The sequence below is a fragment of the Streptomyces sp. ICC1 genome, from assembly GCF_003287935.1.
GTDB classification, from domain to species: Bacteria; Actinomycetota; Actinomycetes; order Streptomycetales; family Streptomycetaceae; genus Streptomyces; species Streptomyces tritrimontium.
In genome coordinates this window covers 6,238,775-6,251,389 of the sequence record NZ_CP030287.1, presented here as the reverse complement: position 1 = coordinate 6,251,389, position 12,615 = coordinate 6,238,775, and the positions used below count along the sequence as shown (strand labels likewise).

General features: G+C 73.1%; 8 protein-coding genes and 1 pseudogene. 5 read left to right on the top strand and 4 right to left on the bottom strand.

Translation table 11 applies throughout. The features are described from left to right. Positions 1-8: 8 nt before the first annotated feature. A complete protein-coding gene (locus tag DRB96_RS29385) occupies positions 9-1,466 on the bottom strand; it encodes an HtaA domain-containing protein (RefSeq protein WP_112451186.1) in 1,458 nt (485 codons plus the stop codon). An 81-nt stretch (positions 1,467-1,547) separates the two neighbouring features. Continuing rightward, positions 1,548-2,999, bottom strand: a complete 1,452-nt coding sequence (locus DRB96_RS29380; protein WP_112451185.1) for an HtaA domain-containing protein — start codon at positions 2,997-2,999, stop codon at positions 1,548-1,550. A 155-nt stretch (positions 3,000-3,154) separates the two neighbouring features. Between DRB96_RS29380 and DRB96_RS29375 the strand changes: the two genes are divergently transcribed. Beyond that, the gene (locus tag DRB96_RS29375; RefSeq protein ID WP_239517774.1) at positions 3,155-4,168 is read left to right on the top strand and encodes an ABC transporter substrate-binding protein; all 1,014 of its coding nucleotides are present in this window, start codon (positions 3,155-3,157) and stop codon (positions 4,166-4,168) included. Between the two features lie 7 nt (positions 4,169-4,175). Next, positions 4,176-5,333, top strand: coding sequence for an iron ABC transporter permease (locus DRB96_RS29370; RefSeq protein ID WP_239516946.1), 1,158 nt, complete (start codon positions 4,176-4,178; stop codon positions 5,331-5,333). 189 nt (positions 5,334-5,522) lie between these two features. On the opposite strand, the pseudogene DRB96_RS29365 reads toward DRB96_RS29370, so the two are convergent. Further along, positions 5,523-6,743: pseudogene (locus DRB96_RS29365) on the bottom strand (ATP-binding protein); the annotation flags it as partial. A gap of 124 nt (positions 6,744-6,867) precedes the next feature. Here DRB96_RS29365 and DRB96_RS29360 point away from each other — a divergent pair. Together DRB96_RS29360 and DRB96_RS29355 are read left to right on the top strand one after the other, a co-directional pair. Beyond that, the gene (locus DRB96_RS29360; protein ID WP_112451183.1) at positions 6,868-7,608 is read left to right on the top strand and encodes a DUF4344 domain-containing metallopeptidase; all 741 of its coding nucleotides are present in this window, start codon (positions 6,868-6,870) and stop codon (positions 7,606-7,608) included. A 68-nt stretch (positions 7,609-7,676) separates the two neighbouring features. Next, positions 7,677-9,740: a thioredoxin domain-containing protein gene (locus tag DRB96_RS29355; protein ID WP_162688633.1), complete on the top strand. Its 2,064-nt coding sequence runs from the start codon at positions 7,677-7,679 to the stop codon at positions 9,738-9,740. A gap of 69 nt (positions 9,741-9,809) precedes the next feature. Here DRB96_RS29355 and DRB96_RS29350 read toward each other — a convergent pair whose 3' ends face one another. Beyond that, the gene (locus tag DRB96_RS29350; protein ID WP_204357840.1) at positions 9,810-10,517 is read right to left on the bottom strand and encodes a hemolysin III family protein; all 708 of its coding nucleotides are present in this window, start codon (positions 10,515-10,517) and stop codon (positions 9,810-9,812) included. A 210-nt stretch (positions 10,518-10,727) separates the two neighbouring features. On the opposite strand from DRB96_RS29350, the gene DRB96_RS29345 reads away from it, so the two are divergent. Continuing rightward, positions 10,728-12,602 carry a phosphoenolpyruvate carboxykinase (GTP) gene (locus DRB96_RS29345; RefSeq protein WP_112451181.1) on the top strand — a complete coding sequence of 625 codons (1,875 nt, stop codon included), beginning with the start codon at positions 10,728-10,730 and terminating at the stop codon, positions 12,600-12,602. The last annotated feature ends 13 nt before the right edge of the window (positions 12,603-12,615 follow it).

The window sequence follows — 12,615 nt, the reverse complement described above, 5'->3', positions numbered from 1 at the left end:
AGCACGGCTCAGTTCTGGGCCGTACACCGCCTGCGCGCGATGAACACCGCGCCCGCACCGGCGGCGACGATGGCGCCGGAGGCGCCGAGCAGGGCGCCGGCCGGGATCTCGGCGCCGGTGGAGGCGAGGTTGCCGCCGACGCTGCCGCCCGTGCCGCCCGTGGTGGCCGCGGCCGTCGTGCCGGTGGTGGGGGTGCTGGTCGGCAGGACCGCGTCCTTGTCCACTGAGACGGTGAGGTTGACGTCGTCCACCCGGTCGCCGGCCTTGTACATGGAGCCGGTGGTGTCGTTGGCGAAGGCCGCGGCGCCTTCGGCGGTGAGCGCCGTGCGGACGGCGTTCAGGGCGAGCAGGCCGTCCTTGGTCTTGTACTCGGCCTTCGACAGGTCGAGCGTGGCGAAGGGGACGTTGGTCTTGGTGGCCGTGGCGGTCTTCACGTCCAGGACCAGGGTGCCCTTGGCGCCCTCGGTGTCGATGCGGACGTTGCCGAAGGTCATGTCGATGCCGTGGGCCGCGTACTGGAAGCGCAGGTTGCCCGCGAAGGAGGCGTTCAGCTTCTGCGTCTTGGTGTCCAGGGTGCCCTTGCCGGCGCCGAAGGCGAAGCTGTCGCCGTTGGCGACCGCGCCGTCGGCCGGGGTGACGGTGCCGCCCGCGCCCTGGACGTACTTGCGGAAGGACTCCTTGATGCCCCAGGCCAGCTTGCCGCTGAGGATCTGCTGCGGGCCGTCGGTGGCCGGGGAGCTCACGGAGGCCGAGGGGGAGGCCGACTTCGACGGGGAGGCCGAGGCGGACGCCGAAGCCGACGCGGACGCGGACGCCGACACGGAGGCGGAGGCGGAAGCGGAGACGGACGGCGACGGGCTCGTCGGCGGCGCCGGGAACTTCAGCACGGCCGTCAGCGGGTCACCGGCCTTGCCCGCGTAGGTGTCGGAGCCGAGCAGCGTGCCGGCCTGCGCGGTCAGGGTGGTGACCAGGTTGGTCATCGGGCCCTGGCCGAAGGCCACGTCGGCGAAGGGGACGTCCGCGGTGAGCGTGCCGTCGCGGGTGACGTCGACGACGAGCTTCTTCTTGCCCGTGTCGATGCGCGGGTTCGCCAGCTTCACCTCGAAGTGGTGCGCGGCGGACTTGAAGGTGACGCTGCCCTTGAAGGCGGCGGTCACGACGTGGCCGTTGGCCGGGTCGTACTGGCCGGTGGCCTCGCCGAACTGGAAGCCCTTGTCGGTCTTCGTGGCGCCGTCGGCGACGGTGATCTCACCCTTGGCGGTGGTGGTGACGTAGGTGCGGTAGGCCTCCAGGACGCCCCAGTCGAGGGTGCCGCCGATGACCGGGATCGGCGCGGTCGGGCCCGCCGCGGGGGCCACGGACGTACGGCCCGCCGCGGTGGCGGGCAGGACGAACGCGGTGGCGCCTATCGCGGCGGCGGTGGCGATGGCGGCCGCGATGGCGACCGGGCGGCGGCTGGATGACATGGCTGGGGTCTCCTGAAACGGGACGGGAAAGAGAAGGAAAGGGGGGCGGAAGAAGGAGCCGCGTGGGGCGGGAGCCGGCGGTCAGTCCCGCCGCGCGGGATCGGCGGCGTCCGCGGCCCCGTCCGCTCCGGCGGCCGCGGCGGCGGCCGCGTCGGTACGGCGCTTGCGGACCACCAGGAAGGCAGCTCCGCCGGCGAGGACCAGGACGGCCACCGCGAGGGCGGCGTACAGGCCGGTGTTCGAGGTGTCCTCGGCCTTCGTGGCGGCGGCCGGGGCCGGCTCCGCGGGGGCCGGGGGCGAGGCGGTGGAGCCGAGGTTCGGCAGCGCGGGGAGCTTCGCGGCGCCGTCGAGGACGACGGCGAGCGAGACGGGGTCCATCTCGGTGCCCGCTTTGTACATCGAGTTGAAGGCCTGGGCGCCGCCCTCGGTGAGGGTGGCCGGGGCTTCGGTGAGGGTGGCGAGGCCGCCCTCGGTCTTGAGGCCCTTGGCGTCGAACTCGACGAGCGGGACCGCGGGCTTGGTGTCGGCACCGCTGGTGACGTCGGCGGAGAGGACGCCCTTGCCGTTCTCCACCTTGGCGGTGAACTTGGTGAGCTTCAGGTCGAGGTGGGCGCCGGTGAAGTGGACGGAGCCGGCGAAGGCGGCGTCGAGGGTGCCCTTCCCGCCGTCGTACACGCCCTTGCCCTGCGGGAAGCGGAACAGCGCGCCGCCGTCCTGCGCGCCTTCGGCGAGCTCCCACTTGCCCTGGCCGATGGAACCGGAGACGTACTCACGGAAGGTGCGCCGTACGCCCCAGTCCACGGCGGCGTCGGTGAACGCGCCCGCGGCCTGCGGGGCCTGCGAGGCCTCCGGGGTCTCGGCCGGGGCGCTCGGGGTCTGCGCGGGCTGCTCGGCCGCGGGGGCGGCCTTGACGTCCACGGAGAGCGAGATCGGGTCGAGCTGGGCGCCGGCCGTGTAGTAGCCGGCGAAGGCCTTGGCGCCCTGGTCGGTGAGGGTGGCCGGGATGTTGGTGAGGGCGATCGGGGTGCCGCCGCCCTTCATGTTCACCGCGCCCAGGCCCAGCTTGGCGAAGGGGACCTGGGAGGCGGTGGTGACCGCTCCGCCCTCCTTGGCCTTGCTGGAGACGTCCGCGTAGAGGGTGCCGCTGCCGCCGCTGATCTTGACGGTGGGGCGGCTGACGCTGAGTTCCAGCTCGTACGTGCCGTCAGGCTTCTGGTGGCCCTGGAAGGTGACGCCGCCGCTGAAGGAGGCCTGCAGCGAGCCCGCGTCCGGGTCGTAGGAGCCGTTCGCCGAGTGGAAGCGGAACAGGCTGCCGCCGACGGTGGCGGCGCCGCTCTTCAGCTTGAACCCGCCCTTGGCCACCGGCCCGGTGACATAGCTCTGGAAGGAGGATTTGATGCCCCAGTCAAGTCGGCCGCCCTCCACGGTGCGGTCCGCGGCCTGGGCGGCGGTCGCCGGGAGCAGGGCTCCCAGCAGGGCCGCCAGGGTCGCCAGCAGGGCGACGGCGGAAGCACGGGCGGGTCTTGCGGACATGAATGTCCCCTCCAGGGTCTAGCAGACGAGGTTAGGCTAACCTAAGCTACATCCGGCCGGGCGGGAAACCCCCGGGCACCCGGAACTTGAACGGTGAACCGGGATGCTTTTCCAGCCAATCCCGCTTCCAGTCGGACGATCAGGACGGTGCCTTCGTGCCTACGCCCGCCGCGTCAACCCGCATGCCCCGCCTCGCCCTTGCCGTGACCTCACTGGTCCTGGCGTTCGGCGTGGCGGCCTGCGGGGGTACGGCCACCCCCTCCGCCCCCGGAGCCGGCGCCCCCGCCGTCCCGGACCGGGTGGAGCCGCTCGCCCAGGCGCCCGTACCGGTGCTTCCCGCGACCGTGGCCTCCGCGGACGGCGCCCGGGTCACCGTCGCCTCGGCGGACCGGGTGGTGCCGCTGACCGGCAGCCTGAACGAGATCGTGTACACCCTCGGGCTCGGCCCCAAGGTCGTCGCCCGGGACATCACCGCCACCTTCGAACAGGCGGCGGACCTCCCCGTGGTGACGCGGGGCCACGACGTCTCCGCCGAGAGCGTGCTGTCGCTGCGCCCGACGCTGGTGCTGGCCGAGACCACCTCCGGCCCCGCCGAGGCGATCCAGCAGATCCGCGACGCCGGCATCCCGCTGCTCGTGGTGGCCCCGGCCAAGTCCCTGGACGACGTGGCGAAGCGCACCGACGCGGTCGCCGCCGCGCTCGGCGTCAAGGAGGCCGGGACGCAGCTGAACCAGCGCACCGCCGAGCGCATCGCCACCGCCCGCAAGGGCCTGCCCGCCTCGGGGAAGAAGCCGCGCGTGGCCTTCCTCTACCTGCGCGGCACCGCCTCCGTGTACCTGATGGGCGGCTCCGACTCCGGCGCCGGCTCCCTGCTGGACGCGGCCGGCGCGGTGGACACCGGCACGGAGTCCGGGCTCGGCAAGGACTTCACCCCGATCACGAGCGAGGCCCTGGCGGCCGCCGCGCCCGACGCGATCCTGGTCATGTCCAAGGGCCTGGAGTCGGTCGGCGGCATGGACGGCCTGGTGAAGATCCCGGGCATCGCGCAGACCCCCGCCGGGATGGACCGGCGGGTGATCACCGTCGACGACGGGGTGCTGCTGAACTACGGTCCGCGCACCGACCAGGCCCTGACCTCTCTGATCACACAGCTCTACGGCAAGGTATGACGTGACGATTTCCCACGACAAGGTGCCGGGGGCCGCGCCGCACGGCGCGGCCCCCGGCACGCAGGACGACGCGGCGGCCGGGACCCCGGCGGGCAGCTCGGCGGGCACCCCGGCGGCCGCCGGCCGCGCCGGCTTCCGCCCGGCCCGCTCGATGCTGCTCAGCGCCGCCCTCGCCGGCGTCCTCCTGTTGCTCGCGCTCGTCTCCGCCGGGGTCGGGGCCTACGAGATCCCGCTCGGCGACGTGCTCGGCTCGGTGCAGCACCGCCTCGGGCTCGGGGGCGCCGCCCTCGACCGGGTCGGCGAGAGCGTGTTGTGGAACGTACGGCTGCCCCGCGTGGTGCTCGCCCTGCTCGTCGGGGCCAGCCTGGGCTGCGCCGGAGCACTGATGCAGGGGGTGTTCGGCAACCCCCTCGCCGAGCCCGGGGTCATCGGGATCTCGGCGGGCGCCGCCGTCGGCGCGGTCGCCGCGATCGGGCTGGGCCTGAGCTTCTTCGGCAACTGGACCGTCACCGCCTGCGCGTTCGTCGCAGGGCTCATCACCGTCGGCGCCGTCTACCTGCTCTCCCGCAACGGCGGCAAGACGGAGGTCGTCACCCTCATCCTCACCGGCATCGCCGTCAACGCCTTCGCGGGCGCCCTGATCGGCCTGTTCATCTTTTTCGCGGACAGCGGCCAGGTCAACCAGATCACCTTCTGGCAGCTCGGCTCCCTCGCCCAGGCCACCTGGCCCAAGGTCCTCGCCGTCCTGCCCTGCGCCCTCGCCGGCCTGCTGGTCGCCCCCTTCTACGCGGGCAAGCTGGACCTGCTCTCGCTCGGTGAGCGGCCGGCCCGCCACCTCGGCGTCGACGTGGAGCGGCTGCGGCTCGCGCTGATCCTGGTCGTCGCGCTGCTGACGGCGGCCGCGGTCGCCGTGGCCGGCATCATCACCTTCGTCGGGCTCCTCGTCCCGCACCTGCTGCGCATGGCCAACGGCCCCGGCCACCGATTCCTGGTCCCGGGCAGCGCGCTCGCCGGGGCCGTGGTGCTCGTCGCCGCAGACCTGGCCGCGCGGACCCTCGCCCAGCCCGCCGAGCTGCCGCTCGGCGTGCTGACCGCCCTGCTCGGCAGCCCGTTCTTCTTCTGGCTGCTGCGCCGCACCCGCCGCAAGCAAGGAGGCTGGGCGTGAGCGTCCTGTTCGCCGCATTCCGCAGGAACTGTCTCTTTGACACATCTCCGAGCCCGAGGAGACCTTGCGGGGGCTGCTCGCGCTGGGTGCGGGGCTGCCGCTGGCGCTGCGCGTACTGGCCCCCCTCGGGACCGCGCGGCGCCCCGAGGGCCTGTCGGCCGCCGAGGGCCCCGCGGACGCCCGGACCACCTCGGCGCCCGCCTCCGCCGTGAGCCGCGACACCGGCAGCTGGTACACCCAGGCCGCCTGGCCCGCGGCCAGGTCCAGCGGCTCCCGTGCCGTGACCAGGACCAGGCTCTCGGAGCGCTCGGGCACGAGCGTCCGTACCTGCGCGGCGTCGACGGCGTCGTCCAGGACCACCGTCACCGGCGTGCCCTGCAGGTGCTGGTGGTACAGCTCGCCGAGCCTGCGCACCTGCTGCTCCGCCGAGGAGCCCTCCCGGAAGAGCAGCTGCTCCCGGGGGGCGCCGAGCCGGTTCATCAGGTGCAGCAGCGCCTCGCGGGTCGGCAGCGGAGTCTCGGCCGCCCCGCCCCGCAGGTCCACCACGCAGGCACCCTTGAACTGGTCCCGCAGCGCCTGCGCGGCGTGCAGCGCCAGCGTGGTGCGGCCCACGCCGGGCTCGCCGTGCAGCACCACGACCACCGGGCGGGTCTCGGTGCTGGCCCGGGCGGACTGCACCCACTGCGCGATCCGGGCCAGCTCCGCCCGCCGGCCCGCGAACACCCCGTCGAGCTCGGGGAGCTGGCCGAAGGACTGCTCCAGCATGCTCCGCCTGCGGGCCTCGGCGCTGCGGTTGGTGGGGCGGGCGGCGGAGCCGCCCCCGGTGCTCCCGTTCGTGTGGCCGGGGGAGGAGTGGGTGGCGCGGGCGGCCGCGGCCGCCACCTTGCGCTGCTGCTCCAGGAACGGCCGTATCCCGCGCACCTCCAGGGCCGACAGCCACTGCAGCTTCAGCTGCTCCGTGCCGCCCGGGCGGCCCAGCTCACCGGCGCGCCGGTTCGCGGCCGGCAGGTGCAGGGCGGTCACCTTGACGACGGTGGCCGTGGCCCCGGCCACGCCCGTGACGGCCCCGGCGGTCAGCGCCGTGCCGAGCGCCACGCCGAAGGCCAGGTCGGCCCCGACCGCGGCGGCCGCGGCCACGGCCGTCACCAGCAGCGCCGTCGAGGTGTTCGCACGCCGGAAGGCCTCGCCCAGCGACTCGTCCCCCGCCGCGGCCTCGTCCAGGGCCCGTGCGTACGCCTCGTACTCGGCGGAGGCGCTCGCCGCGAGCGCGTCCAGCGCCTCCTTGCCGCGGGCGAGCAGCGCCGCCTTGGCCTCCGGGGTCCCGGCGGCCCCGCCCGCGCCCCGCCGGGCTTCCTCGTCCACGGCCCGTCCCAGCAGTCGCTCGGCCTCACCGCGATGGCTGTCCCGCATCGGCATCCCCCTCAGAGAGCTCCGGCACCGTGTCACAAGTGTCCTTCGGTACGGTCGCGAGCGCGAGGGAATCTGAGCTAGTTCAGAGGGAGTTGACGCTCAACCGGTCGCATAGGGTGGTCGGGTGGGCAGACGCTGGGGGACTCGGGAACTGTGCGCGGCCGCGGCGCTGCTCTCCGCGGCGACCTGCTGCGATTGGCCGCAAGCCCCCCTGCCGGAACAGGGTTTCGCGGTCCGCTACGAGAAGCCCGTGGCGGCCGACCGGCCCCACCACCGCTTCCTGACCAGCTGGGGCCTCGTCGAGCTCACCGTCGACGACCTCAACGACTACGTCGAGCTCCCTCACCGGGTCACCGTGGTCGCCCGGTCCTGCCACGGCGAGGGCACCGGCTACGACCCCGAGACCCGCCGCATCGAGCTCTGCTACGACGATCTGACCGAGCAGCGCGACCTGTTCGGCCGTGACGAGGACCTCGCCGAGACCGTCCGGGAGACGCTGTACCACGAGGCGGGCCACGCCCTCATCGACGCGCTGGACCTCCCGGACGAGGGGGACCGCGCCGAGGAGGACGCCGCCGACCGCTTCGCCCAGGTCGCGCTGCTGACCCGCGACCCCGAGGGCGACGACACCCTCCTGACGGCAGCCCGCGCCTACGACGCCGGGGCCGCCGAGCAGCCCCCCGATCCCACGGACGTGCACGCCCCGGACGCCGCCCGCGCGGAGTCCCACCGCTGCGCCGTCCAGGGCGCGTTCCCCGCCGAGCACAAGGACCTCGCCACCCCGGCCCGCTCCGACTGCGCCGCCACCTGGACCCGCACCCGCACCACCTGGACCGAGACCCTGGCCCCCCTCCTGCGCCACTGACCGACCCGGGGCGGGACACCGGCGCCGGGGTCGTCGGGCGCGGTGACCCGGTGCGGCAGGATGGCCCCATGCCGAACCGCCTCGCGAACGAGACCTCCCCCTACCTGCTCCAGCACGCCGACAACCCCGTCGACTGGTGGCCCTGGTCCCCGGAGGCCTTCGCGGAGGCGCGGGAGCGGGGGGTGCCCGTCCTGCTGAGCGTCGGTTACTCGAGCTGTCATTGGTGTCATGTCATGGCCAACGAGTCCTTCGAGGATGAGCTGACGGCCGTCTACATGAACGAGCACTTCGTCAACGTCAAGGTGGACCGCGAGGAGCGCCCCGACATCGACGCCGTCTACATGGAGGCCGTGCAGGCGGCCACCGGGCAGGGCGGGTGGCCCATGACCGTGTTCCTGACCCCCGACGCCGAGCCCTTCTACTTCGGCACCTACTTCCCGCCCGAGCCCAAGCACGGCATGCCGTCCTTCATGCATGTCCTCGAAGGCGTGCGGACCGCCTGGGTGGGGCGGCCCGAGGAGGTCGCCGAGGTCGCGCAGCGGATCGTACGGGACCTCGCGGGGCGCAAGCTCGACTACGGGAAGGCGGGCACGCCCGGTCCCGAGGAGCTCGCGCAGGCGCTGCTCGGCCTGACGCGGGAGTTCGATTCCGTGCACGGCGGATTCGGCGGGGCGCCGAAGTTCCCGCCGTCCATGGTGCTGGAGTTCCTGCTGCGCCACCACGCCCGGACCGGGTCCGAGGGGGCGCTGCAGATGGCCGCCGACACGTGTGAAGCCATGGCTCGGGGTGGCATCTACGACCAGCTCGGGGGTGGGTTCGCGCGCTACTCCGTGGACCGGGAGTGGGTGACACCGCATTTCGAAAAGATGCTCTACGATAACGCCCTGCTTTGTCGGGTGTACGCACACCTGTGGCGGTCGACCGGATCGGAGCTCGCCCGGCGCGTGGCCCTGGAGACCGCCGACTTCATGGTCCGCGAACTGCGCACCTCCGAGGGCGGCTTCGCCTCCGCCCTCGACGCCGACAGCGAGGACCCGGCCACCGGGAAGCACGTGGAAGGGGCCTACTACGCCTGGACCCCCGCCCAGCTGCGCGAGGTGCTCGGCGAGGAGGAGGCGGCGCTCGCCGCCGCCTGCTTCGGGGTGACCGGGGAGGGGACCTTCGAGCACGGGGCGTCCGTGCTGCAACTCCCCGCCGACGGCCCGGACATCGCCCCGGAGCGGCTCGCGGGCATCAAGGAGCGGCTGCTGGCCGCCCGCGACGCCCGGCCCGCGCCCGGGCGCGACGACAAGATCGTCGCCGCCTGGAACGGACTGGCCGTCGCCGCCCTCGCCGAGTGCGGGGCCTTCTTCGACCGGCCCGACCTGGTCGAGCGGGCCACCGAGGCCGCGGACCTCCTCGTACGGGTCCACTTCGACGCGGCGGCCGGGCGGGCCCGGCTGGCGCGGACGAGCAGGGACGGGCAGGTCGGGGCCAACGCCGGCGTGCTGGAGGACTACGGGGACGTGGCGGAGGGGTTCCTGGCGCTGGCCGCGGTCACCGGCGAAGGGGTCTGGCTGGAGTTCGCCGGGTTCCTCGTGGACCTGGTCCTGGACCGGTTCACCGCCGAGGACGGGACGCTGTACGACACCGCGCACGACGCGGAGCGGCTGATCCGCCGGCCCCAGGACCCGACCGACACCGCCGCCCCCTCCGGCTGGACCGCCGCCGCCGGCGCGCTGCTCTCGTACGCCGCGCACACCGGCTCGGAGCCGCACCGCACGGCGGCCGAGCGGGCGCTGGCCGTGGTGCACGCGCTCGGGCCGCGCGCGCCGCGCTTCATCGGGCACGGGCTGGCGGTGGCCGAGGCGCTCGTCGACGGGCCGCGCGAGGTCGCCGTCGTCGGGCATCCGCAGGACCGGGCGCGGGAGGCGCTGCACCGCACCGCGCTGCTGGGTACGGCTCCCGGGGCGGTGGTGGCGACCGGTCTGCCGCAGGCGGCGGACGGCAGCGGCGGCGAGTTCCCGCTGCTCGCCGAGCGGACCCTCGTGGACGGGCTCTCGACGGCGTACGTCTGCCGGCACTTCGTCTGCGCCCGCCCCACGACGGATCCGGCCGAGCTCGCGGATCAGCTGGGGACGGCCCGCCCCTGACGCGGCCGGCCACGACCGGGGGCCCCGCCGCGCACGCGGCCGGCCCCCGGTCGTGGCCTGGTCACGGCGCTAGTGCGAGTAGGCGGCCAGTGAGATGCCGACGTAGTGCGCCACGAACGCGGCGAGCGTCAGCGAGTGGAACACCTCGTGGAAGCCGAAGAAGCGCGGGGAGGGGTTCGGGCGCTTCATGCCGTAGATGACCCCGCCGGCGCTGTAGAGGAGTCCGCCCACGATGACGAGCACCAGGACCGTGATCCCGCCGGTCCGCATGAACTCGGGGAGGAAGAAGACGGCCGCCCAGCCCATCGCGATGTAGCAGGGGGTGTACAGCCAGCGCGGGGCGCCGACCCAGAAGACGCGGAAGGCGATGCCGGCCGCCGCCGCGATCCAGACCGCCCACAGCAGGGTCCGCCCGCTGGAGTCGGGCAGGAGCAGCACGGTCAGCGGTGTGTACGTGCCCGCGATGATCAGGAAGATGTTGGCGTGGTCGAGCCGCCGCAGGACGGCCTCGCCGCGCGGACCCCACGTACCCCGGTGGTACACGGCGCTGACGCCGAAGAGCAGGCACGCGGTGAGGACGTACACCCCGCACGCGACCCGGGCCCGGGTCGAGTCGGTGAATGCCATGAGGACGAGGCCGGCGATCACCACGGCGGGGAACATGCCGGTGTGCAGCCAGCCGCGCATGAGCGGCTTGGCCTCCGGATCGGCCTCCGGATCGGCCGGTTCGACCACCGGAGCGGCCACGGCAGCGGCGTCAGAAGTCATGCCGGCCATGCTACCTACGGTTGCGTAGGTTTCCGTTAGTGCGCTTTACGGAAGATTGACCGGAGTGGCGATGCTCACGTGAGAGGCCCTCTGGACATATGCGCACATCCACCGGATGATCAGATGAGTGCGGTCGGCACCGGATGAGCGGAGCGCGAAGCGTCCGGGTCGCGGCCCCCACGGGGCAACACCAATCAAACCCCTCAACAAGGAGCGATCGTGGCGCGCGACATCGCGGCTGGCACCACTTCCGACGTCCCGACCAACCACCAGGAGCTGGTCTCCTGGGTCGGCGACATCGCGGCCCTCACCCAGCCGGACCGCATCGTCTGGTGTGACGGCTCGGAGTCCGAGTACGAGGCCCTCTGCGAGGAGCTCGTCTCCAAGGGCACCTTCAAGAAGCTGGACCCGGCCAAGCGCCCGAACTCGTACTACGCCGCCTCCGATCCCTCCGACGTCGCGCGCGTCGAGGACCGGACCTTCATCTGCTCCGAGAAGGAGGAGGACGCGGGCCCGACCAACCACTGGAAGGCCCCCTCCGAGATGAAGGCCCTTTTTACCGGTGAGGGGGGCTTCGCCGGCAAGGGCGAGGAGGGCGGCATCTTCCGCGGCTCCATGAAGGGCCGCACCATGTACGTGGTGCCCTTCTGCATGGGCCCGCTCGGCTCCGAGCTCTCCGCGATCGGCGTCGAGATCACCGACTCCGCCTACGTCGCCGTCGCCATGCGCACCATGACCCGCATGGGCAAGCCCGTCCTCGACGAGCTCGGCACCGACGGGTTCTTCGTCAAGGCCGTCCACACCCTCGGCGCTCCGCTCGCCGAGGGCCAGGCCGACGTGCCGTGGCCGTGCAACACCACCAAGTACATCTCGCACTTCCCCGAGACCCGCGAGATCTGGTCCTACGGATCGGGCTACGGCGGCAACGCCCTGCTCGGCAAGAAGTGCTACGCGCTGCGCATCGCGTCCGTCATGGCGCGCGACGAGGGCTGGCTCGCCGAGCACATGCTGATCCTCAAGCTCACCCCGCCGGCCTCCGCCGCCGGCTCGGTCGAGCCCAGGTACATCGCCGCCGCGTTCCCGAGCGCCTGCGGCAAGACGAACCTGGCCATGCTGGAGCCCACGATCCCCGGCTGGACCGTCGAGACCGTCGGTGACGACATCGCCTGGATGCGCTTCGGCGAGGACGGTCGCCTGTACGCGATCAACCCCGAGGCCGGCTTCTTCGGCGTCGCGCCCGGCACCGGCGAGCACACCAACGCCAACGCCATGAAGACGATGTACGCCAACACCGTCTTCACCAACGTCGCGCTCACCCCCGACGGCTCCGACGTCTGGTGGGAGGGCATGACCGAAGAGGCGCCCGCCCGCCTCATCGACTGGAAGGGCAACGACTGGACCCCGGAGAGCGACACCCCGGCGGCCCACCCCAACGCCCGCTTCGCCGTCCCGGCCTCCCAGTGCCCGACGATCGCCGACGAGTGGGAGGACCCCAAGGGCGTCCCGATCTCCGCGATCCTCTTCGGCGGCCGCCGCGCCTCCGCCGTGCCGCTGGTCACCGAGTCCTTCGACTGGAACCACGGCGTCTTCATCGGCTCGAACATCGCGTCCGAGAAGACCGCCGCCGCCGAGGGCAAGGTCGGCGAGCTGCGCCGCGACCCCTTCGCCATGCTGCCGTTCTGCGGCTACAACATGGGCGACTACATGGGTCACTGGGTCGACGTGGCCAAGGGCAAGGACCAGTCCAAGCTCCCGAAGATCTACTACGTGAACTGGTTCCGCAAGAACGACGCGGGCAAGTTCGTGTGGCCCGGCTTCGGCGAGAACAGCCGCGTCCTGAAGTGGATCGTCGAGCGCCTCGACGGCACCGCGGAGGGCGTGGAGACCCCGATCGGCATCCTGCCGACCGTGGCCTCCCTGGACACCGACGGCCTGGACCTGCCCGCCGCCGACCTGGAGTTCCTCCTCACGGTCGACAAGGAGGTCTGGCGCGACGAGGCCTCGCTGGTCCCGGCGCACCTGAACACCTACGGCGACCACACGCCGAAGGAGCTGTGGGACCAGTACGAGGCCCTGGTCGAGCGCCTCGGCTGAACCCGGCCACTCA

Bases quoted from the DNA above. Each gene is read 5' to 3' on its own strand.
- DRB96_RS29385 (WP_112451186.1), bottom strand. From the start codon at position 1,466: ATGTCATCCAGCCGCCGCCCGGTCGCCATCGCGGCCGCCATCGCCACC.
- DRB96_RS29380 (WP_112451185.1), bottom strand. From the start codon at position 2,999: ATGTCCGCAAGACCCGCCCGTGCTTCCGCCGTCGCCCTGCTGGCGACC.
- DRB96_RS29355 (WP_162688633.1), top strand. From the start codon at position 7,677: ATGCCGAACCGCCTCGCGAACGAGACCTCCCCCTACCTGCTCCAGCAC.
- DRB96_RS29350 (WP_204357840.1), bottom strand. From the start codon at position 10,517: ATGGCCGGCATGACTTCTGACGCCGCTGCCGTGGCCGCTCCGGTGGTC.